This window comes from Mesorhizobium sp. P2_F5, assembly GCF_056403715.1.
The window spans coordinates 315,565-337,236 of sequence record NZ_JBFUEY010000003.1; the positions used below are offsets into that span (position 1 = coordinate 315,565).

Below are 21,672 nucleotides of genomic sequence, written 5' to 3' on the forward strand. Positions count from 1 at the left end.
ATGTTCGGGGGGAACAATGCGAATGACTAGATCAGGATGGTCGATGATCGCCGACCATTGGCGCGCCCGCTCCGGCGGGTGGCCATGACATCAACTCCGGCGGCGCGGAAGTCGGCCTGGCAACGCATCTACCTTGAGCTCAAACGGGCCAGGAAATATCTCCAATCGCCAGGCTCGAGCCCTGGCGGCGTGCTGGTTGCGGCAAAGCGAACGCTCGAACACAGGCGCGATGTCAGGCTTCGAATCCGGGCGGCGCGTGACGCATACCCGGCCTTGCCCATTGCAGCGGCGAAGGACAGCTTCATGCTCGTCCGCATCATCGGCAACGATCTCGAGCCGCGGCACCGCAAAGGCCAGTCTTTCGACAATGCCCGCTTCATCCTGGACAATGAGCCGGCCTTTCCCGACTGCGACAAAATCTGGATCGTCAATCGGATAGCCGATCCGGATGAAGAGGCCCGCATCGTCAGGCTGCTGGAGGGCCGCGGCCAGAGCTTTCTGCGCATCCCTTTCGACCTGGAGGCCTATGGCAGGATTGCGTGGGACATCGACAGGCTGGCGGCAAAGGAACTCCGGTTTTCCGGCAAGAGCCGCCAATCGGCTGAGCTGACCGCGGCGCGCTACGAAACGCTCATCAGGCGCAGCAAGAACCGCTATCTGATGAACAACAACGGCGCGCGCAACAAAGCGCTCGAGATCGCCCGCGAGCGAGCGAAGTGGCTGATGCCGTGGGACGGAAACTGTTTTCTGACCGAGCAGGCATTCCGGCAGATACGCCGCGCAATCGAGGCAAGGCCGTATCTGCCCTATGTCATCGTGCCGATGGCGCGCATCGTCGAAAACCTGGCTCTGCTCGACGAGAATTTCAAGCCGCCGGCCAGGGAAGAGCCCCAGATCATCTTCCGCGCCGATACGACCGAACTGTTCGACGAAGACTATGCCTATGGCCGCCGGCCCAAGGTCGAACTGCTGTGGCGACTCGGCGTTCCCGGACCATGGGACCGTTTCCGCGACGACCCGTGGGATTTCCCACGCCCGTCGCCGGCCCCCGAGGCCGGGCTTTTCCAGAATGCCGGCTGGGTGGCGCGCCTGGATTCCGGGCGCTCGCATCTGGAAATCGGCAAGGCCGGTTTCCTCGCCCGCTGGACCAGCCGCGACGAAGCGATCGTCGATATGATCGACCGCTGCGATGCCCTGGCGACCGCAGCCAGGCTCGACCCGTCGCGCCTGGTTTTTTACGACGATGCCGCCCTTGCCGCGGCATCCGAAAACCATGATGTCGAGCTTCACCGCCGTCTCGAAACTGCCGCTAGCGAGGTGCTCGCCCGCGCTTCTGGCACCGATCTCCATCAAGCAGGCGATCGCACCCGCCTGCGCCGTGTCCTGCACGACACCACCGTGTTGGCGCTGGCGGCGACGGTGCTCGGTGAGCAGCGCTTTGCCGCCGATGCCGCGCGACGGATCCGCGCATGGTTCATCGCCCCCGACACAAGAATGAACCCGTCTCGCGCAAAGCACGGTGTCTTCGAGCTTGGTGATCTCCACTTCTTCCTCGATGCCGTCCGCCTTGTCGAACGGGCCGGGGTGCTGACCGGACAGGACCGGGAGGATTTCCGGGCCTGGCTTGGCGGCTACGGCAAATGGCTGGCCACCGCGCAGGCGACGGTGTTTGGTAATCACGGTGTTGTCAGCAATCTGCAACGGGCATCGATCGCAATGTTTCTGAACGACGGCGCAACGCTGGCCAGGGTCCGCCTCCACGCCCGCGAAAGGCTGGCGGCCGAGATCGCAGCCGATGGCTCGCTTTTTAACCAAACGTCGAGCCTGCACGACACCATGCTCGCCTTGCAGGGTTGGACTTCCCTGGCACGGCTCTTGTCCTCGGTCGGCGACGATCTATGGCGGCACAGGGCCGCCGAGGGACAGGGGCTGGTCACCGCGCTGCGCCGGTTTGCAGCCGATATTGGCAGGCAAGACATTGAGACCATCGACAGGGATCTGGCTCAGCCATTGCTGTTCGATCTCGCATGCCACGACCCCGCGACGACAGCGGTTGCCGATGTCAGCGCCGGGAGATCGCTTTTCCATCCCGACCAAGGCATCGCACCGTTCTGGTTCTGGCGAAGGCGGTGATGGACTAAATCCTGATCCCGGCTTTCCAAAGCCGAAGCCGCGCTTTCAGCAGCGGGCTGGATTCACGCGTCGCGATCGGCCGGATGTAGCGCCTGATCGTCCGGAACAATGCATTGGCTGGTTCTGCAGCCTGCGATCTGGCGATCATCTCAAGCGCCGGTTTCAGTTCGCCGAACCCGTCATGCAGAATATGGGCCGAGCAGGCCGTGGCATAGGGATGACCGGCCCTCGCCGCGGCAAAGTAGGACGCGAAATCCTTGCCCATGGTGTGGCCGTGCACTGTCTTGCGCGACAGGGCCAAAAGCATTGGCAGCGGCACCTTGGGACGCGCCTCGAATTGTGCCGTCATGCGCGATTTCAAAATGGCTTCGCCGGCAGCGTAATCCTTGTCGCGAAAGTAGGAGGCCACGATCTTGAGCGCATAGACATCGTTTTCAGGATCGAGCGCGTAGCCTTTGCCAAGAATCTCCCTTGCCCTGACCGGGCTGATTTCGTCCTCGATGGCCAGGAACGCCGACAGATAGCCGAAGGCCGCCTCGCGCGGATGATAATCGGCGTGACTCTGGGCCAGCTCTCCGAGCATGAGTTGCGCAGCCTGCGGCGGGCTGAACAGCTTGGTGGTCCTGACGTGCGCAGAGCCACCCATCACCGAGGCCACCGATGCGAACACGCTGCTGCCGGCATAGATGCGCTGGCAGCGCGCCAGAAGCGCCATCTCGAAAAATGCCCTCAGCGTCTGATCCTCGAATTCGTTGGCGCCGAAATCGTCGGTCAGCAACGCGCCGGTTTGCGACCTCAGATAGTCGAGCGTCGCACGATCCTGGCCGACCAGCAGCGTCGCCATGCCCTGTGACGCGAGCTCGGCGACAATCGCCTTGGCCAGCGTAGAAGGGATCACCTTGCCGTTAAAATTCAGCATCGAACGGTATTTGCCGCGAACGATATCGCCGCTGCGCAAATGCAGTCCGACCATTTGCCCCGGAAATTGACAGGACTGGGCGGCGCGCAGCGCATGGTTCACCGGCTCGGCAAAGCCGATCGTCCTGATCGTTTCGGATGTCGCGAGCGGCCTTCCCTTGTCGCGAAAAGACTCCAGAACGTTGAAATCGTTGCAGAGCCAGCCACGAAAAAAGCTTCGGCGGGCTGACGCAGTCAGGCTTGCGCGGGTGAATTTCCCTTTCTTTAGAACCTCGAGATCCGTCTCTCTGATCTTTTCGCCCAGCCAGTGTTTTTCGATGAAGTCGGGATTAAAGATTTTGTCGACCGTATCGACAATGTGAAACGTCTTGTCCGAAACGGCTCTCTTCCAGGTGAAACCAAAGCGATGGCCTGTCGCATCGGCAAGCGCCTTTGCGTTGACCATCGCAAGAAGCCGCCCGCCCAGCCCGTCATCCCTGGTCGCGGCAATCAACTTTGCATGCTGAGAATTGGGATCAGGCCGCGCCGAGGCGGACATCACCTTTCTCAACATGCTGGAGAAACCACGCATATGTCTGTTCCAATCCACTGCGAAGCGCGTATCGCGGGCGCCATCCCGTTGCAAACAGCCGCGACACATCCATCAGCTTGCGCGGCGTACCATCCGGCTTGGTCGCATCGAAGGTGATCGTGGCTTCAACGCCGGCGACGGATGCGACGGTTTTGGCGAGCTCGGCAATGGTGACATCCTCCCCCGAGCCGACATTGACGTGGCTGTCGCCGGCATAATTCTTCAACAGCCAGACCAGCGCATCGGCGGCGTCGTCGACATGCAGGAATTCGCGCCGCGGCGTGCCCGACCCCCAAACCTCGAGGTTGTTGCCCCCGCTCAGTGCCAGCGCATGCGCCTTTCGCATGAGCGCCGGCACGACATGGCTGCTCTGCAGATCGAAATTGTCGCCTGGACCGTAGAGGTTGGCCGGCATCGCCGAGATGTAGTCGACCCCGTATTGGCGCCGATAGGCCTGGCAGAGTTTCAGCCCGGCGATCTTGGCGATCGCATACCATTCGTTGGTGGGCTCGAGCGGGCCGGTCAGCAGAGCGTCTTCCGGGATCGGCTGCGGCGCGAGCTTGGGATAGATGCAGGACGAGCCGAGAAACAGCAGTTTGCCGACCTCGCTGCGAAATGCGCTGTCGATGACATTGCTCTGCACGACAAGATTTTCATGCAGGAAATCGACCGGGTACCGGTCATTGGCCATTATACCGCCGACCTTTGCAGCCGCCATCACCACCGCATGCGGCCTGTGGTCGGCCATCCAGCGCTGCACCCCTGCCTGGTCGAGCAGGTCGAGCCTGTCGCGGGAGACGGTGAGCACCTCGCAATCCTCGCTCGCCAGCCGTCGCACGACGGCCGAACCGACCATGCCGCGATGCCCGGCGACGAAGACACGCTTGCCTTTCAGTTCAAATGTCGCGTCCATCGGCGTGCCTCACGCAGAGCGGCTGTTCTGCCGCGTGCCGCCGGCCGCGCGCGCCAGATCGGCCTGCACCATTTCCGCCACCAGATCCCTGAACCCGGTCGTGTGCGACCAGCCGAGTCTTGCCTTGGCCTTTGCGGAGTCGCCGAGCAAAAGGTCGACTTCGGTCGGCCGGAAATAGCGCGGATCGACGCGCACCAGGACAGTGCCCGAGTCGGTATCGACACCGACCTCGTCCACACCCTCGCCTTGCCAGTCTATGCTACGGCCGGTCTCGGCAAACGCCAGTTCGACGAATTCGCGCACCGAATGCGCCTCGCCGGTCGCCAGCACGAAATCGTCGGCTTCGCTGTGCTGCAGAATGCGCCACATGCCCTCTACATAGTCGCGTGCATGGCCCCAGTCACGCTTGGCATCGATGTTGCCGAGATAGAGCGTATCTTGCAGGCCGTGATGGATCGAGGCCACGGCCCGCGTGATCTTGCGGGTGACGAAGGTTTCACCGCGCGTCGGGCTTTCGTGGTTGAACAGGATGCGGTTGGCCGCAAACATGCCATAGGCCTCGCGGTAATTGACCGTGATCCAGTAGGCGTAGAGCTTGGCTGCGGCATAAGGCGAGCGCGGATGGAACGGCGTCGTCTCGTTTTGCGGGATTTCGCGCGCCTTGCCGTAGAGCTCCGAGGTCGAGGCCTGGTAGAATCGCACCGTCTTCTCCAGGCCGAGGATGCGGATCGCCTCCAGCAACCTGAGCGTGCCCAGCGCATCGGCATTGCCGGTATATTCGGGCGTCTCGAAACTCACCTGGACATGGCTCTGGGCGCCGAGATTGTAGATCTCGCTGGGCCGCGTCTCCTGCACCAGGCGGATGAGGTTGGTGGCGTCGGTCAGATCGCCATAATGCAGGAAGAAGCGTGCGCCGCGCTCGTGCGGGTCGACATAGATATCATCGACCCGCTCGGTGTTGAACGAGGATGAGCGGCGTTTGACGCCATGGACAATATAGCCCTTCCGCAGAAGCAGTTCTGCAAGATAGGCCCCGTCCTGCCCGGTTACACCGGTGATGAGCGCCACTTTTTCCGTCATTGCCGCGTTCGTCCGCATTAAATCCCGGCAACCGAATACAGATTTGGCGCGAGAACGCAAATCCCCCATACGGGGGATACTTTTCAGCCAGCGATTGCGTTGTTCTCAGGCACCCGCAACCGCGCAGAAATGCTTTATTCTGGCCAGCGCAAGCTCAGGATCGGCGAGCAAGCCTGCCTGGTCGGCAAGGCGGAAGACATCGGCATAGTGCAGGATGCCGCGCGCCGACTGCATGCCGGCAACCATGGCGAAATGATCCTGGTGACCATTGAGCCAGGCCATGAAGACGATGCCGGCCTTGTAGTACTCGGTCGGCGCCTCGAAGATTTTTCGCGACAGCGGCACTGTCGGCGCCATCAGCGCGTTATAGCCGGTGCGGTCGCCGGCGGCCAGTTTCGCCAGGGCCGCATTGGCGACCGGGGCGATGGCGTCGAAAATGCCGAGCAAGGCATGCGAATGCCGTTCGCCGTCGCCGGCGATCAGTTCGGGATAGTTGAAGTCGTCGCCGGTGAACATGACGACGCCTTCCGGCAGCCGGTTGCGCAAGGCAACTTCCTTGCCGGCATCGAGCAGCGATATCTTGATCCCCTCGACCTTGCCGGCATGTCGCCCGATGATGGCGACGACGGTGTCGAGCGCGGCCTCGAAATTGCCGCTGCCCCAATAGCCCTTCAAGGACGGATCGAACATGTCGCCCAGCCAGTGCAGGATGACCTTGCCGGAGGCCTGACCGAGAATGCGGTCATAGACCTTGACATAATCATCCGGGCCTTTGGCGACCGCGGCCAGCGCCCGGCTGGCCATCATGATCGCCTTGCCGCCCTCGCCTTCGATGAAAGCGAACTGCTCCTCATAGGCGCCGATGACATCATCGAGCGTTCTGGCAGCCGCCGGCGCCAGATGGTCGGTGCCGGCGCCCGATGCCAGATCGGCGCCCTCGACGCTGCGTGCCTCGGCGATCGAACGGCGGATCAATTCCTTGGCATTTGTCCAGTCGAAGCCCATGCCGCGCTGCGAGGTGTCCATCGCTTCGGCGATGCGGAAGCCAAGCCGCCACAGATGGTGGCGGAACGCCATTGTCTTGTCCCAGTCGACCACAGGGCGCGACCACGGATCGGTCATGGCAAAAGGATCGGCGACGACATGGGCCGCGGCATAGGCGATGCGTGGGAAAACCGCACCGATCCTGGGCTCCACCGGGTGGCCCACGAGCTTGTAGCTGACGCGGCCGCCATTCTCCGCAGGCAGGGTGATATCCATGGCAACCTCCGTTTGCGGCACTCTATAAATGGAACGTTCCAATAAATCAAGAACCTTTATGATTCCGGCGATTGAACCGGTCCAAACACCAAAAGGAGGCTAAAACCCTTGTTGTGCACCACATCAATCAATTTTTCAGCCCTCGTCAGAATTCCGATTGACTCTCGTTTGGCACAGTGATTAGAACGTTCCAATAGATTTGCCAATTCAGGTGGAGGAAACAAGCGTATGGCCAGCCGGGCCAAGGCAACGATCCTGGACATCGCCCGCGAGGCCGGTGTGTCCAAATCGACGGTGTCGCTCGTGCTGCAAGGCAGCGGGCTGATCCGGCCTGAGACCGCGGTCAAGGTGCGCAAGGCGATCGAGGATGTCGGCTATGTCTACAACCGCGGCGCCGCCAATCTGCGCAAGGCCCACTCCAACGTCATCGGCATGGTCATCAACGATCTCACCAACCCGTTTTTCGCCGAGCTGGCGGTCGGCATGGAGCGCGTCTTCCAGTCGGCCGGCATCGTGCCTTTCATCGCCAATACGGCGGAGAATCCGGTGCGCCAGGAAGAAGTGCTGAAGTCGCTGATGGAACAGGGCGTCGCCGGGCTGATCGTGTCGCCGGCGCGCGGCACCACGCCGGGCGCCTTCCGCCGCCTCGAGACGGCGGGCGTGCCCGTGGTCTTCGCAATGCGCCGCCTGCCGGACAGCCGCATCCCTGTCATCGCGCCCGACAATCATCGCGGCGCGTACCTCGCCGCCGCCCATCTCATCGGCAAGGGCCATCGCCGGCTGGCCTTCTTCGGCGGCACCTCCGATCTGGTCGTCTATCAGGAGCGCCTGGGCGGTTTTCGCGAAGCGTGTGAGACACTCGGCATTGCCAGGCGCGACGTGCTCGTCGTCGAAGGCGAGACCAGTCGCAGGGGCGGCATCGCCTGCCTGGAAACCGCACTTGCCATGGCCGAGCCGCCGACGGCGGCCCTGTGCTTCAACGACGCCGTCGCCTTCGGCGTTATGCTGGCGCTGCGCAAGCGCGGGCTGGAACCCGGCGCTGATTTCGCCGTCGTCGGCTTCGACGACGTGGTCGAGGCCGAGCATTACATGCCGGCACTGACCAGCGTCTCGGTGGACACGGCAGGCCTTGGCGAGCGCGCCGCCCACGTCATGCTGAAGATGATCCAGTCGCGCACCACGCGTGCCGAGGATCATATCGGCGCCGTCAATCTGGTCGTCAGGGAAAGCTGCGGTCCCGATCGCCGCGCCGAGAACACATCAGCAGGAATGGGAGACGCGGCATGAGCGTCCGATGGGGACTGATCGGCGCCAGCACGATCGCCAAACAGTTCATGATCAACGCGATCCGAGCGCAAGCAGATGGCGAGATATCAGCGGTGATGAGCTCCAGCCCGGAGCGCGCCAAGACCTATGCCGGAGAAAACAACATTCCGCTTGCCGTCTCGACGCTCGACGACCTTCTCGGCGCCGACATCGACGCCGTCTACATCTCGACCACCAATGAACTGCATCTCGAACAGGCGCTGGCCGCGATCAGGGCGGGAAAGCATGTTCTGTGTGAAAAGCCGCTGGCGCTGACCAGCGCCGATGCGCGCACCATGGTCGCAGCGGCGAAGGCAGCCGGAATCGTGCTTGGCACCAACCACCATCTGCGCAATGCCGGCGCCCACCGCACGATGCGCGACGCCATATCAGCCGGTCGCATCGGCAAGCCAATCGCCGCCCGCGTCTTCCATTCCGTCTACCTGCCGGAGAACCTGCAGGGTTGGCGCATCACCAAGCCTGAGGCCGGCGGCGGCGTGGTGCTCGACATCACCGTCCACGATGCCGACACGCTGCGCTTCGTGCTTGGCGACGATCCGGTCGAGATCTCGGCCTTCACCCAGTCGGCCGGCATGGCCGGCAGCGGCCTGGAAGACGGCGCCATGTGCATCTGGCGCTTCCGGTCCGGCGTGATTGCCCAGTCGCATGAAGGTTTCACCACGAAGTACGCCGACACTGGCTTCGAGGTGCATGGTTCGGAAGGTTCGCTGATCGCCAAGAATGTGATGACGCAGAAGCCTGTCGGCTCGGTGCTGTTGCGCACCGCCAAGGGCGAGGAGGAACTGGGCTTCGACCGCGAAAACCTCTATGTCAGGTCGCTGCGCCAGTTCCATGCCGCCATAGGCGGCAAGGGTCAGCCCTCCGCCACCGGAGAAGACGGCGTCTGGTCGCTGGCGTCAGCCGAAGCCGCGCTGCAGTCGGAGAAATCCGGCAAGGCGGTCGCCATCGACCCGAAGCTCGGGAGCGTGAAGTGAGCAAGGTCGTCTCAGCACAGCAGGCAGCCGGCCTGATCAGAGATGGCATGACCGTCTCCGTCTCGTCGTCGAGCGGTCTTGGCTGCCCGGACGCGGTGCTCGCCGCCATCGGCGAGCGCTTCGATGCGGAAGGTCATCCCAAGAACATCACCACACTTCACCCGATCGCCGCCGGCGACATGTATGGCATCAAGGGCATCGACCATCTGGCCAAGCCCGGCCTGCTGAAGCGCACTTTGTGCGGCTCTTATCCGTCCGGTCCCTCTTCGTCCGAGCCGCCGCAGATCTGGAAGATGATCGGCGACAATTCGGTCGCCGCCTACAATGTGCCGTCCGGCATTCTGTTCGACATGCACCGCGAGGCCGCCGCCAAGCGCCCTGGCGTGCTGACCAAGGTCGGTCTCGACACGTTTGCCGACCCGCGCCACCAGGGTTGCGCCATGAACGCGGCGGCCAGCGAGCCGATCGTCTCGGTGCAGCAGTTCGACGGCGAGGAATGGCTCTATTTCCGCTCGATCGTGCCCAACATTTCGATCATCCGGGCGACCACAGCAGACGAGCGCGGCAACCTCACCTATGAGCATGAAGGCGCCTATCTCGGCGGCCTCGAACAGGCGCTCGCCGCGCGCAACAATGGCGGCATCGTCATCGCGCAGGTCAAGCGCGTCGTCGAAAACGGCACGCTGAAGCCTCACGACGTGCGCGTTCCCGGCGTGCTGGTCGACCACATCGTGGTTGCGCCCGATCAGTTGCAGACGACGCTGACGCCTTACGACCCGGCCATCTCGGGCGAGATCTTCCGGCCGCTGTCGAGCTTCCGCAATGCCGAGATGAACGTGCAAAAGGTCATCGCGCGCCGCGTTGCCATGGAATTGCGCGACGGAATGGCCGTCAACATCGGCTTCGGTATCTCCGCCAACGTGCCGCGCATCCTTCTCGAGGAAGGCCAGCACGGCAAGGTCACGTGGGTGATCGAACAGGGTGCGGTCGGCGGCGTGCCGCTGCTCGACTTCAAGTTCGGCTGCGCTTCGAACGCCGAGGCGATCATGCCTTCGCCGCACCAGTTCATCTATTTCCAGGCCGGCGGCTTCGACGCCTCGCTGCTGTCCTTCCTGCAGATCGACCGCCACGGCTCGGTCAACGTGTCGAAGCTTTCAGCACGGCCGCATGTCACCGCCGGCGCCGGCGGTTTCGTCGACATCACGGCGCGGGCGAAGAAGATCGTCTTCTCCGGCTTCTTCAACGCCGGCGCCAAACTGTCGCTCGCCAATAGCGGCATCCGCATCGACGCCGAAGGCAAGGTCAAGAAGGTGGTCAACGAGGTTGAGCACATTTCTTTCTCCGGCAAGCGCGCCGTCGCGCAAGGCCAGGACATCACTTACGTCACCGAGCGCTGCGTGATGAAGCTGACGCCGGACGGCCTGATGGTGACCGAGCTGGCGCCGGGCATCGACCTCGAGCGCGATGTGCTGGCGCAGTCGGAAACACCGCTCGGCGTTGCCAACGACCTCAAGGTGACGCCGACGGCCCTCTATCATGACCGTCCGATCGGCCTGTCACTGAATGGCGGCGCTTCGCTCGGAGGCGCGCATGGCTGAGCGCCTCGTCAGCTTCGAGCAGGACGGCGCCATCGGCACCGTGACGCTGCGCCGGCCGGAAAAATTCAACGCGCTGGACATTCCGATGCTGCGCGCGCTCGAAGCAGCGCTCGACGAGGCGGAGATGGCCGATGGCGTGCGCGTCGTGCTCGTCCGTGGCGAAGGCAAAGGCTTTTGCGCCGGCGGCGATGTCGAGGCCTGGGGTGAGATGAGTGCTGCCGACTTCCAGGTGCAATGGGTGCGCTATGGCCACCGCGTCTTCGACCGGCTGGCCAGGCTGCGGCAGCCGACCATTGCGGTGCTCTCGGGCCATGCGCTGGGCGGCGGGCTGGAGCTGGCGGTCGCCTGCGACTTCCGTGTCGCCGAAACACAGGTGAAATTGGGCTTTCCCGAGACATCGATCGGCGTCGTGCCCGGCTGGTCCGGCACGCAGCGCGCCGTACGCCGCTTCGGTGCCCAGATCGTGCGCCGCATGGCGCTCGGCGGTGAGGTTTTTGCCGCCCCCGAGGCGCTCGCCCTCGGCATCGTCGACCGCGTGGTCGAGACCGGCCAGGCCTTCGCCGAGGCCAAGACATGGGCGCAAAAGATTGCAGAGCGCGGGCCGCTCGCAACCGAAGCCGCCAAGCTGATGATTGCCGTCGCCGAAGGCGAGGAAAGTGCCGCCGCGACAGAGGCGCTAGCCAGCGGTTTCATTGCACTCACCGGCGACCTCAAGGCCGGCGTGAGCGCCTTCAAGGCCAAGCAGAAGCCGGCCTTTTCGAGATCCTAGAGAAAGCACGATGAACGCACCGCTCAACATTTCCATGCCGGCCGAGGCGTCCAAGGCGCCAAAGGCTTACAAGCTCCTGATCGACGGCAAACACGTCGATGCCCGCGATGGCCGCACTCTGGAGCGCAACAGCCCCGGCCACGGCTTCACCGTTTCGCGCTATGCGCAAGCCGGCGAGGCCGAGGTGGAAGCGGCCATGCAGGCCGCGCACAAGGCGTTCGAGACCGGACCTTGGCCGCGAATGAAAGCGGCCGAGCGCGCAGCCATCCTCCTCAAGACGGCCGACCTCATCGAAGCCCGACTAGAAGACATCGCCAGGCTCGATGCGCTGGAATCCGGCAAGCCGATCGCCCAGGCGCGCGGCGAGATCGGCGGCGCCGTCGACATCTGGTGCTATGCCGCCTCGCTCGCCCGCACGCTGCACGGCGAGAGCTACGCCAATCTCGGCGACGCCATGCTGGGTGTCGTGCTGCGCGAACCGATCGGCGTCGTCTCTATCATCACGCCGTGGAATTTCCCCTTCCTCATCGTCAGCCAGAAACTGCCTTTCGCGCTCGCCGCCGGCTGCACGGCAGTGGTCAAGCCCAGTGAAATGACCTCGGCCTCGACCTTCGTGCTCGGCGACATCTTGATGCAGGCCGGCCTGCCGGCCGGCGTCGTCAACATCCTGGCCGGACTGGGCGCCGATGTCGGCGCGCCGATGGTCAGCCATCCGCTCGTCGAGATGGTGTCCTTCACCGGCTCGACCCGCGTCGGCAAGATGACCATGGCGGCAGCCTCGGATTCACTGAAGAAGGTCTCGATGGAACTCGGCGGCAAGAACGGCCAGATCGTCTTCCCCGACGCCGATCTCGAGGCGGCTGCCGATGCGGCGGTGTTCGGAGGCTTTTTCAACGCCGGCGAGTGCTGCAATGCCGGCAGCCGGCTGATCGTGCATGAGGCGATCGCCGATGATTTCCTGGCCGCTGTAAAGACCCTGACCGCCAAGGTGAGGGTCGGCGATCCGCTCGACGACCAAACCAAGGTCGGCGCGATGATTTCCGCTGATCATCTGAACAAAGTCGCGGGTTACGTCACGGCAGCGGCAAAAGACGGCAGCAATGTCTATAGCGGAGGCGGCCAATTGGCCTCCAATGCCGGCCAATACCTCGATCCGACCATCATACGCGGCGTCACCGACGACATGGCTATTGCGCGTGAGGAAGTGTTCGGGCCGGTGCTCTCCGTGCTGACTTTTGAAACGATTGAAAAGGCGTTGCACATCGCCAACAACACGCCTTATGGTCTGTCGGCAGGGGTGTGGAGCGCCAGCATCGACACCTGTATGTCGGTGGCGCGTGGGGTGCGTTCGGGGACGGTTTGGGTGAACACATTCATGGAAGGCTACCCCGAGCTGCCATTCGGGGGCTACAAGCAGTCCGGTCTCGGACGCGAACTCGGCAAACGCGCCGTCGAGGATTATACCGAGGAAAAGACAATCCAGTTTCATCGCGGCCAGCGCACCGGATGGTGGGTCGGCTGAGTTGGGAAGAACCCGGTGGACATCCACCGGTCGTGTAACTGCAACAAGGGAGGAAGTACATGTTGCGCAAACTGCTTATCGGAACGGCTCTCGCATCGGGCCTTACTTTCGCGGCCCATGCCGAGGACGTCAAGGAAGTCCAGATGCTGCATTGGTGGACGTCGGGCGGCGAAGCGGCTGCTCTCAACGTGCTCAAGCAGGATCTGGCCAAGGAAGGCTATGCCTGGAAGGACGTGCCGGTGGCCGGCGGTGGCGGTGACCCCGCAATGGTTGCGCTGAAGGCAATGGTTGCTGCAGGCAATCCGCCGACCGCCTCGCAGATGCTCGGCTACACCGCGCTCGACTATGCGGCGGCCGGCAAGATGGGCGATATCACCGCCATCGCCGTCAAGGAGGGCTGGGACAAGGTTGTTCCCGCGGCGCTGCAGAAGTTTACCGTCTATGACGGCAAATGGGTCGCGGTGCCCGTCAACGTCCATTCGGTCAACTGGTTGTGGATCAACAAGGCGGTGATGGACAAGATCGGCGGCACCGAGCCCAAGACCTTCGACGACCTTATTGCGCTGCTCGACAAAGCCAAGGCGGCCGGCGTCATTCCGCTCGCCCTTGGTGGCCAGAACTGGCAGGAAGCCACCATGTTCGACTCGGTCGTGCTGTCGACCGGCGGACCTGAGTTCTACAAGAAGGCCTTCAACGACCTCGATGACGCATCGCTGAAGTCCGACACGATGAAGAAGTCGTTCGACAACCTCGCCAAGCTGGTCACCTATGTCGACCCGAACTTCTCGGGCCGCGACTGGAACCTCGCCACCGCCATGGTCATCAAGGGGGATGCACTGGTTCAGGTCATGGGTGACTGGGCCAAAGGCGAGTTCCACGCCGCCAACAAGACCCCGGGTACCGATTTCCTGTGCTACCGCTTCCCGGGCACCGACGGCAGCGTCGTCTACAACTCCGACGTGTTCGGCATGTTCGACGTGTCTGACGACCGCAAGGCCGCCCAAGCCGCACTTGCCACCGCCACTTTGTCGAAGAGCTTCCAGTCGGCCTTCAACGTCGTCAAGGGCTCGGTTCCGGCCCGCACCGACGTACCGGACACCGACTTCGACGCCTGCGGCAAGAAGGGCATCGCCGACCTTAAGGCCGCCAACGAGAAGGGCACGTTGTTCGGTTCGCTGGCCCAGGGCTATGGCGCCCCGCCCGCGATCGCCAATGCCTACAAAGATGTCGTGACCAAGTTCGTCCACGGCCAGATCAAGACCTCGGACGAGGCCGTGACCGAACTGGTCAAGGCGATCGACGACGCCAGGTAAGCGCTAGCCACAAAACACCTTCCCCGCTTCGGCGGGGAAGGTTTCACCTCAGGATTGGCCGGCTAGCGCAATTCCAGGAAAAGTGTGAGCGGTTTTCCGTCCGGAATTGCGCAAAAGAAGAGATAGAGCGGTTCGCCGTTTCCGTGAAACGGTGAAAACGCTCTTGAACACCATGCCGACCAAAGACCCGTATGCACGGGGCCGCCTTGCCGCCTGACGGCAGAGCATGGACGACCCGAAACGGGAGGAGCCTCATGAGCAGTGTAGCGACAACCCAGATCAAGCTGACGCCGGAGCGGTCGCGCCCCTCGGTGCGCTCGCGCCTGCAGGACGCCCTGCCGAAGATCGTGCTGGCGCCGAGCTTCGCCATCACGATCGTCTTCGTCTACGGCTTCATCCTGTGGACGATCTATCTGTCCTTTACCAACTCCAAGACCTTCCCGTCCTATGTCATCACCGGACCGCGCGCCTATCAACGGCTGTGGGGCTGGACTTTCGACTCTGACCCGCCATCGAGCTGGTACACGTCGATCGTCAATATGGGCATTTTCGGCTTTCTCTACATCGCCATCTGCCTGGCGCTCGGCCTGTTCCTGGCCATCCTGCTCGACCAGAAGATCCGCGGCGAAGGCGTGCTAAGGCCGATCTATCTCTACCCGATGGCGCTGTCCTTCATCGTCACCGGCGTCGCCTGGAAATGGTTCCTCGATCCGGGTCTCGGCCTCGAGCAGACCCTGCATCAGTGGGGCTGGACGAGCTTCCACTTCGACTGGATCAAGAATAAGGATTTCGTCATTTACACGGTGGTCATCGCCGGCGTCTGGCAGGCTTCCGGCTTCATCATGGCGATGTTCCTGGCCGGGCTGCGCGGCATCGACGGCGAGATCATGAAGGCGGCGCAGATCGATGGCGCCACCACCTTCCAACTCTACCGCCGCATCGTCATTCCGCTGCTGCGGCCCATCTTCCTGTCGGCCTTCATCGTGCTCGCGCACCTTGCCATCAAGTCGTACGATCTGGTGGTCGCGCTGACCAGCGGCGGCCCCGGCGGCTCGGCCTGGCTGCCGTCCAACTTCATGTATGAGTACACGTTCAAGCGCAACGAAATGGCGGTCGGCTCGGCAAGTGCCGTGATCATGCTGATGACCATCGTCGCCATTATCGTCCCCTATCTCTATTCGGAACTGAGGGAGAAGCCGCGATGAGCGCTGTCGCCACCCCTGCCCGCCAGGCCACCGGCGGCATGAGCACCAAGACCCTCAACCGCATCGTCATCTACGGGCTGCTAGCGCTGTTTGCGCTGTTCTATTTGATGCCACTGTTCGTCATGCTGGTCACGTCGTTCAAGACCATGGACGAGATCCAGAACGGCAACATGCTAGCGTTGCCCAAGGCGCCGACCTTCGACCCGTGGATAAAGGCGTGGAGCGAAGTTTGCTCGGGCCTGACCTGCGTCGGCATGAAGGGCTATTTCTGGAACTCCATCAAGATGGTGGTGCCGGCGGTGCTGATCTCAACGCTGCTCGGCGCGCTCAACGGCTACGTGCTGACCAAATGGCGCTTCCGCGGCCACACGCTGGTCTTCGCGATGATGCTGTTTGCCTGCTTTATCCCGTTCCAGTCGGTGCTCTTGCCGATGGCGACGATCCTCGGCAGCTTCGGCCGCTTCGGCGTTACCCTGCAGAACGCGACCGGTTTCAATTTCGGCCTTGGCAATTCGACCGTCAATCTCGTCTTCGTCCACGTGGTCTACGGCATTGGCTTCACCACGCTGTTCTTCCGCAACTATTACGAAGCGTTCCCCAATGAGCTGATCAAGGCGGCACAGGTCGACGGTGCCTCGTTCTTCCAGATCTTCCGCCGCATCATGCTGCCCAACTCGCTGCCGATCATCGTTGTCACCGTGATCTACCAGTTCACCAACATCTGGAACGACTTCCTGTTCGCCTCGGCCTATGCCGGCTCCGGCGACGTGATGCCGATGACGGTGGCGCTGAACAACGTCGTCAACACCTCGACCGGCGTCGTCGAATACAACGTCAACATGGCGGCCGCGATGATCGCGGCTCTGCCCACCCTGATCGTCTATGTCGTCGCCGGCCGCTATTTCGTGCGCGGGCTGATGGCCGGTGCGGTCAAAGGCTAAGCTATCAGGAAGGAACGACCCATGGCTTTTCTGGAAATTGATGGGCTGAAGAAGCGCTTCGGGAATGTTGAAATCCTGAAGGGCATCGATGTCGAGCTCGAAAAGGGCGGCTTCCTGGTTCTGGTCGGCCCGTCCGGCTGCGGCAAGTCCACCTTGCTCAACACCATCGCCGGCCTGGAGCAGATCACCGAGGGCGAGATCCGTGTCGACGGCCGCGCCATCAACGATCTGCATCCGTCCAAGCGCGACATCGCCATGGTGTTCCAGAGCTATGCTCTCTATCCGAACATGACGGTGGCCGGAAACATCTCCTTCGGCATGGAGATGCGCGGCGTGCCGGCCGACGAGCGCCAGAAGGCGATCGACAAGGTGGCCAAGGTCTTGCAGATCGGCCATCTCCTGCAGCGCAAGCCGAGCCAGCTTTCCGGCGGCCAGCGTCAGCGCGTCGCCATGGGCCGGGCGCTGGTGCGCGACCCCAAACTGTTCCTGTTCGACGAGCCGCTGTCCAACCTCGACGCCAAGCTGCGCGTCGACATGCGCATCGAGATCAAGCGCCTGCACGCGACCACCGGCACCACCATCGTCTACGTCACCCACGACCAGATCGAGGCGATGACGCTGGCCACCAAGATCGCCGTCATGCGCGACGGCGAGGTGCAGCAGTTCGGCACCCCGGCCGAGATCTACAACAACCCAACCAATTTGTTCGTCGCCGACTTCATGGGCTCGCCGGCGATGAACTTGATCCCGGCGACCATCGCCACCTCGGGCAATGCGCTGTCCGTGGTGCTGCAGCGCGAGGCGCGCGAGCCGATCACGTTGCCGATGGCCAATGCACCGGCGGGTCTTTCGGCCTTCCAGGGCAAGCCGATCATCTTCGGCGTGCGGCCCGAAGCGCTGACCGATCCGGAGGGTGCTGAACGCAACGCCTCGAACATTGCCACCGCCGACCTGCACATCGAAGTGGTCGAGCCAGCGGGCTCCGACACTTTCGCGGTCACCAATCTCGGCGGCAAGCCCGTTGTGGCACGGCTGCGCGCCGACGCCAACATCCAGCCGGGCACCAGCACGCCGCTGGCCTTCAACCTGACCAAGGCAGTGTTCTTCGATCCGGCGACCGAGAGCCGCATTCGCTGATGTATGTCGCCCAAAAGTGGATCCGGTTTTGGGGCAACGACATGCATCAAAACAAAAAACCTAAAGCGCGTCAGGACGCGATTTAGGCTATGACACATCCTGATGTCGTCATCATCGGCTCCGGTATCGGCGGGGCCACGATCGCCTCCGGTCTGGCCGGCAGCGGCGCCTCGATCCTGATGCTGGAGCGCGGCGAACCCTTGCCGGCAACGCCGCATGCGCGCGACACGCGCTCGATCTTCGTCGATGGCCATTACCGTCCCAAGGAGATGTGGCGCGAAGCCGGCGGCGCTGCCTTCAATCCCGGCAATTACTACTATGTCGGCGGCAATTCGAAATTCTACGGCGCGGTGCTGATCCGCTATCGCAAGGAAGATTTTGCCGCCATGGAGCACTTTGGCGGCGTCTCGCCCGCCTGGCCGTTTTCCTATGACGAATTCGAGCCCTGGTATTCGAAAGCCGAGCAGCTGTTTCGCGTCCGCGGCACGCTGGGCGAAGACCCGACCGAGCCGTTTCACTCGATCCCCTATGCATTCAAGCCGGTGCCCGACGAAGCGCCGATCGCGCGCGCCCGCGCCGAACTCAAGGGGCTGGGCCTGCATCCGGCCTCGCTGCCACTCGGCGTCGACATCGATACCTGGCTGAAAGAGGGCAAGACCGGCTGGGACGCTTTCCCGAACACAGGCCAAGGCAAGATGGACGCCCAGACGGCGCCGCTGGCGGCGGCGCTAAAGGACAGCAACATCCGGCTCGAGACCGGCTGCTATGTCGAATATCTTGAAGCGTCTTCCGACGGCAAAACTATCGCTGCCATCCACTACCGGCAGAATGGCGAGCTTAAGAAAGTCGCGCCGAAGCTGGTCATCCTGTCCGCCGGCGCGGTCAATTCCGCAGTGATCCTGCTGCGCTCGCAATCATCAGACGGCAAAGGCCTTGCCAATCGCTCGGATCAGGTCGGCCGCAATTTCATGAACCACAATTCGAGCGCCATGCTGGCGATCGATCCGCGCCGCAGGAACGATGCCGTCTACCAGAAGACGCTGATGCTGAACGACTATTATCTGTCCGACGGCAGTGGCGGCAAGCCGCTCGGCAACGTCCAGCTTCTCGGCAAGATCGACGGCAATATGTTGAAGGCCAACGTCAAGCGCGTACCGAAATTCGCGCTCGATTACATGGCCGGCCACGCCGTTGACTGGTACCTGATGTGCGAGGATCTGCCCGATCCCGAAAGCCGCATCATGGTCGACGGCAAGGACATCGTCATGCAGTGGCGTCGCTCCAACATGCAGTCGCTCGACGGACTGACCAAGGTGATGCGCGAACACTTCCGCGCCTGCGGTTACCCCATCGTGCTGTCGCGCCCCTTCGACAAGCGCACGCCCTCGCATCAGTGCGGCACGGTCAAAATGGGCGACGATCCGGCGACCGCGCCGCTCGACCCCTTCTGCCGCGCGTTTGATCATCAGAACCTGTTTGTGGTTGACGGAAGCTTTTTGCCGAACTCGGCCGCCGTGAACCCGGCGCTGTCGATCGCCGCACAGGCGCTGCGGGTGGCTGACCATATCCGCCGGACGGACCTCGCGGCATGACCCGCCCGGCGGCCATTGTCACCGGCGGCGCGCGCGGCATTGGACTGGCCTGTGCCGAAGCGCTGGCCGATGCGGGCTTCGACATTCTGGTCGCCGATCTGGCCGAGAAAGCCGCAGACGGATTGGCCGAAAACATCGCGGCACGCGGTGCGAAGTTCGCCTACATCAGATGCGATATCGCCGACCTCGCCGGCCATGCCCCGCTGGTCGACGCCGCAATGAGCGCCTTCGGTCGTATCGACTGCCTCGTCAACAATGCCGGCGTCGGCGCCGTGGTGCGCGGCGACCTGCTGGAACTGAAGCCGGAGAATTTCGACCGTGCACTGAACATCAACCTGCGCGGCACCGTCTTTCTCAGCCAGACTGTCGCCAAGGCGATGCTGGCCGCACCGGGTGATCATCCGCGCTCGATAATCACCATCACCTCGGTCAGCGCCGAAATGGCCTCACCGGAACGCTCGGATTACTGCATCTCCAAGGCCGGCCTATCCATGTGGGTGAAGAACCTGGCGATTCGCCTTGCGCCGGAAAATATCGGCGTGTTCGAGCTGCGGCCGGGCATCATCCGCACCGACATGACGGCGGGCGTTACCGCCAAATACGACGCGCTGATCGATGGCGGGCTGGTGCCGGCAAAGCGCTGGGGCGAGGCCTCCGACATCGGTGCGGTGGTGGCGACGCTTGCCGCCGGCAAGCTCGGCTTTTCGACCGGCTCGATTATCAATGTCGACGGCGCGCTCTCCGTGCCGCGACTGTAGGTGGACAGTGTCATGACCGACTATATCATCGTGGGCGCCGGCCCGGCCGGCTGCGTTCTGGCCAACCGGTTGAGCGAGGAACCCTCAAATTCGGTTCTGTTGCTGGAAGCTGGCGGCAAGGACTGGCACCCTTACATCCACATGCCGGCGGGCTTTGCCAAGATGACCAAGGGCATCGCTTCCTGGGGCTGGTCGACCGTGCCGCAAAAGCACATGCAGGACCGCGTCTTCTGGTACACGCAGGCCAAGGTGGTCGGCGGCGGCTCTTCCATCAACGCCCAGATATACACGCGCGGCAATGCGCGCGACTACGACGCATGGGAGAAGGAAGAGGGTCTCGCCGGCTGGGGCTACCGCGACGTGCTGCCCTATTTCAAGCGGGCCGAGAACAACCAGCGCTTCGCCAATGATTTTCATGGCGACCAGGGGCCCCTCGGCGTGTCGAACCCGATTTCGCCGCTGCCGATTTGCGAGGCCTATTTTCGCGCCGGCCAGGAGATGGGCATCCCCTTCAACCCGGATTTCAACGGCGCCGCCCAAGAAGGCGTCGGCTATTATCAACTGACCCAGAAGGACGCCCGGCGCTCCTCTGCTTCGGTCGCCTATCTGAAGCCGATCCACGCTCGCAAGAACCTGACCGTCCGAACCGACGTACTGGTCACCCGCATCGTCGTCGAGAAGGGCCGCGCCATCGGCGTCGAGATCGTCGACAAACCCGGCGGCCAGAAGACCATCCTGCGCGCCGAGCGCGAAGTGATCGTCTCGTCCGGCGCCATCGGTTCGCCGAAGCTGTTGATGCAGTCGGGCATCGGCCCGGCCGATCACCTGAAATCGGTCGGCGTGACGCCGGTGCATGATCTGCCCGGTGTCGGCTCCAACATGCAGGACCATCTCGATTTGTTCGTCATCGCCGAATGCACCGGCGACCACACCTACGACAACTACGCCAAGCTGCACCGCACGGCATGGGCCGGCTTGCAGTATCTGCTCCTCAAGAAAGGGCCGGTCGCCTCCAGCCTGTTCGAGACCGGCGGCTTCTGGTACGCCGACCCGACAGCCGCCTCGCCCGACATCCAGTTCCATCTCGGCCTCGGCTCCGGCATCGAAGCCGGCGTCGAGAAGCTGAACAATCCGGGCGTCACCTTGAACTCGGCCTTCCTGCGCCCGCGCTCCCGCGGCACGGTGCGGCTGAAGAGCGGCGATCCGGCCGACCACCCGCTGATCGATCCCAACTACTGGTCCGATCCTTACGACCGCGCCATGTCGATCAAGGGCCTGCGGCTGGCACGCGAAATCATGCGGCAGAAGGCGCTAGCGCCTTACGTGCTGCGCGAAGTGCTGCCCGGACCGTTGCTCGCCAGCGATGACGAGCTGATCGACTATGCCTGCCGCACCGCCAAGACCGACCATCATCCGGTCGGCACCTGCCGCATGGGCAATGACGCCATGGCGGTGGTGAGGCCGGACCTGCGGCTGCGCGGCATCGAAGGCTTGCGCGTCTGCGATGCCTCGGTGATGCCGCGCGTGCCCTCCTCCAACACCAATGCGCCGACCATCATGGTCGGCGAAAAAGGCGCCGACATCATCCTCGGCCGCGAACCGCTGCCGCCGGCCGTTTTCTCCGGCAATCGCGCCGCGTAACAATGTTCATGAAGGGCTCTC

General features: G+C 63.1%; 17 protein-coding genes. 13 read left to right on the forward strand and 4 right to left on the reverse strand.

All coding sequences use genetic code 11. From position 1 onward, the window contains the following. Positions 1–84 precede the first annotated feature (84 nt). On the forward strand, positions 85–2,133 hold the full coding sequence (locus tag AC1DYO_RS05525) for an alginate lyase family protein (protein WP_477261062.1): 2,049 nt from the start codon (positions 85–87) through the stop codon (positions 2,131–2,133). 4 nt (positions 2,134–2,137) lie between these two features. On the opposite strand, the gene AC1DYO_RS05530 is transcribed toward AC1DYO_RS05525, so the two are convergent. From AC1DYO_RS05530 to AC1DYO_RS05545, 4 genes are all read right to left on the reverse strand, one after another. Then, positions 2,138–3,589, reverse strand: coding sequence for an O-fucosyltransferase family protein (locus tag AC1DYO_RS05530; protein ID WP_477261064.1), 1,452 nt, complete (start codon positions 3,587–3,589; stop codon positions 2,138–2,140). Further along, entirely contained in the window at positions 3,567–4,535 is a 969-nt protein-coding gene (gene fcl, locus AC1DYO_RS05535; protein ID WP_477261066.1) for a GDP-L-fucose synthase, read from the reverse strand. The genes AC1DYO_RS05530 and fcl overlap by 23 nt, the downstream gene beginning before the upstream one ends. A gap of 9 nt (positions 4,536–4,544) precedes the next feature. Beyond that, complete coding sequence (gmd, locus tag AC1DYO_RS05540; protein WP_477261068.1) at positions 4,545–5,615, reverse strand: GDP-mannose 4,6-dehydratase; 1,071 nt, start codon at positions 5,613–5,615, stop codon at positions 4,545–4,547. 105 nt (positions 5,616–5,720) lie between these two features. Beyond that, complete coding sequence (locus AC1DYO_RS05545; RefSeq protein WP_477261070.1) at positions 5,721–6,875, reverse strand: dihydrodipicolinate synthase family protein; 1,155 nt, start codon at positions 6,873–6,875, stop codon at positions 5,721–5,723. Positions 6,876–7,103: 228 nt separating this feature from the next. Here AC1DYO_RS05545 and AC1DYO_RS05550 point away from each other — a divergent pair, with 228 nt between their 5' ends. The 12 genes from AC1DYO_RS05550 to AC1DYO_RS05605 all read left to right on the forward strand — a co-directional run bounded on the left by AC1DYO_RS05550 (position 7,104) and on the right by AC1DYO_RS05605 (position 21,651). Next, the gene (locus AC1DYO_RS05550) at positions 7,104–8,162 is read left to right on the forward strand and encodes a LacI family DNA-binding transcriptional regulator (protein WP_477261071.1); all 1,059 of its coding nucleotides are present in this window, start codon (positions 7,104–7,106) and stop codon (positions 8,160–8,162) included. Then, positions 8,159–9,175 (forward strand): Gfo/Idh/MocA family protein, encoded by a 1,017-nt coding sequence (locus AC1DYO_RS05555; protein ID WP_477261073.1) that lies wholly within the window; start codon positions 8,159–8,161, stop codon positions 9,173–9,175. The genes AC1DYO_RS05550 and AC1DYO_RS05555 overlap by 4 nt, the downstream gene beginning before the upstream one ends. Continuing rightward, the gene (locus AC1DYO_RS05560) at positions 9,172–10,773 is read left to right on the forward strand and encodes an acyl CoA:acetate/3-ketoacid CoA transferase (protein WP_477261075.1); all 1,602 of its coding nucleotides are present in this window, start codon (positions 9,172–9,174) and stop codon (positions 10,771–10,773) included. The genes AC1DYO_RS05555 and AC1DYO_RS05560 overlap by 4 nt, the downstream gene beginning before the upstream one ends. Beyond that, positions 10,766–11,542: an enoyl-CoA hydratase/isomerase family protein gene (locus tag AC1DYO_RS05565; protein WP_477261077.1), complete on the forward strand. Its 777-nt coding sequence runs from the start codon at positions 10,766–10,768 to the stop codon at positions 11,540–11,542. The genes AC1DYO_RS05560 and AC1DYO_RS05565 overlap by 8 nt, the downstream gene beginning before the upstream one ends. Before the next feature lie 10 nt (positions 11,543–11,552). Further along, positions 11,553–13,064 (forward strand): aldehyde dehydrogenase family protein, encoded by a 1,512-nt coding sequence (locus AC1DYO_RS05570; RefSeq protein ID WP_477261079.1) that lies wholly within the window; start codon positions 11,553–11,555, stop codon positions 13,062–13,064. Between the two features lie 59 nt (positions 13,065–13,123). Beyond that, complete coding sequence (locus tag AC1DYO_RS05575) at positions 13,124–14,377, forward strand: ABC transporter substrate-binding protein (RefSeq protein WP_477261081.1); 1,254 nt, start codon at positions 13,124–13,126, stop codon at positions 14,375–14,377. Between the two features lie 254 nt (positions 14,378–14,631). Continuing rightward, positions 14,632–15,582: a carbohydrate ABC transporter permease gene (locus AC1DYO_RS05580; RefSeq protein WP_477261083.1), complete on the forward strand. Its 951-nt coding sequence runs from the start codon at positions 14,632–14,634 to the stop codon at positions 15,580–15,582. After that, on the forward strand, positions 15,579–16,523 hold the full coding sequence (locus tag AC1DYO_RS05585; RefSeq protein ID WP_477261085.1) for a carbohydrate ABC transporter permease: 945 nt from the start codon (positions 15,579–15,581) through the stop codon (positions 16,521–16,523). The genes AC1DYO_RS05580 and AC1DYO_RS05585 overlap by 4 nt, the downstream gene beginning before the upstream one ends. A 21-nt stretch (positions 16,524–16,544) precedes the next feature. After that, complete coding sequence (locus tag AC1DYO_RS05590) at positions 16,545–17,660, forward strand: ABC transporter ATP-binding protein (RefSeq protein ID WP_112559250.1); 1,116 nt, start codon at positions 16,545–16,547, stop codon at positions 17,658–17,660. An 89-nt stretch (positions 17,661–17,749) separates the two neighbouring features. Further along, positions 17,750–19,252, forward strand: a complete 1,503-nt coding sequence (locus tag AC1DYO_RS05595; protein WP_477261087.1) for an FAD-dependent oxidoreductase — start codon at positions 17,750–17,752, stop codon at positions 19,250–19,252. Continuing rightward, entirely contained in the window at positions 19,249–20,010 is a 762-nt protein-coding gene (locus tag AC1DYO_RS05600; RefSeq protein ID WP_477261089.1) for a 3-ketoacyl-ACP reductase, read from the forward strand. The genes AC1DYO_RS05595 and AC1DYO_RS05600 overlap by 4 nt, the downstream gene beginning before the upstream one ends. 12 nt (positions 20,011–20,022) lie before the next feature. Next, positions 20,023–21,651 (forward strand): GMC family oxidoreductase, encoded by a 1,629-nt coding sequence (locus AC1DYO_RS05605; RefSeq protein WP_477261091.1) that lies wholly within the window; start codon positions 20,023–20,025, stop codon positions 21,649–21,651. Positions 21,652–21,672: the final 21 nt, after the last annotated feature.

What these genes read in the sequence shown, in the direction of transcription:
- AC1DYO_RS05565 (WP_477261077.1), top strand. Translation starts at nt 10,766, where the DNA reads ATGGCTGAGCGCCTCGTCAGCTTCGAGCAGGACGGCGCCATCGGCACC.
- AC1DYO_RS05550 (WP_477261071.1), top strand. Translation starts at nt 7,104, where the DNA reads ATGGCCAGCCGGGCCAAGGCAACGATCCTGGACATCGCCCGCGAGGCC.
- AC1DYO_RS05575 (WP_477261081.1), top strand. Translation starts at nt 13,124, where the DNA reads ATGTTGCGCAAACTGCTTATCGGAACGGCTCTCGCATCGGGCCTTACT.
- AC1DYO_RS05585 (WP_477261085.1), top strand. Translation starts at nt 15,579, where the DNA reads ATGAGCGCTGTCGCCACCCCTGCCCGCCAGGCCACCGGCGGCATGAGC.
- AC1DYO_RS05595 (WP_477261087.1), top strand. Translation starts at nt 17,750, where the DNA reads ATGACACATCCTGATGTCGTCATCATCGGCTCCGGTATCGGCGGGGCC.
- AC1DYO_RS05530 (WP_477261064.1), bottom strand. Translation starts at nt 3,589, where the DNA reads ATGTCCGCCTCGGCGCGGCCTGATCCCAATTCTCAGCATGCAAAGTTG.
- AC1DYO_RS05580 (WP_477261083.1), top strand. Translation starts at nt 14,632, where the DNA reads ATGAGCAGTGTAGCGACAACCCAGATCAAGCTGACGCCGGAGCGGTCG.
- AC1DYO_RS05525 (WP_477261062.1), top strand. Translation starts at nt 85, where the DNA reads ATGACATCAACTCCGGCGGCGCGGAAGTCGGCCTGGCAACGCATCTAC.
- gmd (WP_477261068.1), bottom strand. Translation starts at nt 5,615, where the DNA reads ATGACGGAAAAAGTGGCGCTCATCACCGGTGTAACCGGGCAGGACGGG.
- AC1DYO_RS05600 (WP_477261089.1), top strand. Translation starts at nt 19,249, where the DNA reads ATGACCCGCCCGGCGGCCATTGTCACCGGCGGCGCGCGCGGCATTGGA.
- AC1DYO_RS05590 (WP_112559250.1), top strand. Translation starts at nt 16,545, where the DNA reads ATGGCTTTTCTGGAAATTGATGGGCTGAAGAAGCGCTTCGGGAATGTT.
- fcl (WP_477261066.1), bottom strand. Translation starts at nt 4,535, where the DNA reads ATGGACGCGACATTTGAACTGAAAGGCAAGCGTGTCTTCGTCGCCGGG.
- AC1DYO_RS05545 (WP_477261070.1), bottom strand. Translation starts at nt 6,875, where the DNA reads ATGGATATCACCCTGCCTGCGGAGAATGGCGGCCGCGTCAGCTACAAG.
- AC1DYO_RS05555 (WP_477261073.1), top strand. Translation starts at nt 8,159, where the DNA reads ATGAGCGTCCGATGGGGACTGATCGGCGCCAGCACGATCGCCAAACAG.
- AC1DYO_RS05570 (WP_477261079.1), top strand. Translation starts at nt 11,553, where the DNA reads ATGAACGCACCGCTCAACATTTCCATGCCGGCCGAGGCGTCCAAGGCG.
- AC1DYO_RS05605 (WP_477261091.1), top strand. Translation starts at nt 20,023, where the DNA reads ATGACCGACTATATCATCGTGGGCGCCGGCCCGGCCGGCTGCGTTCTG.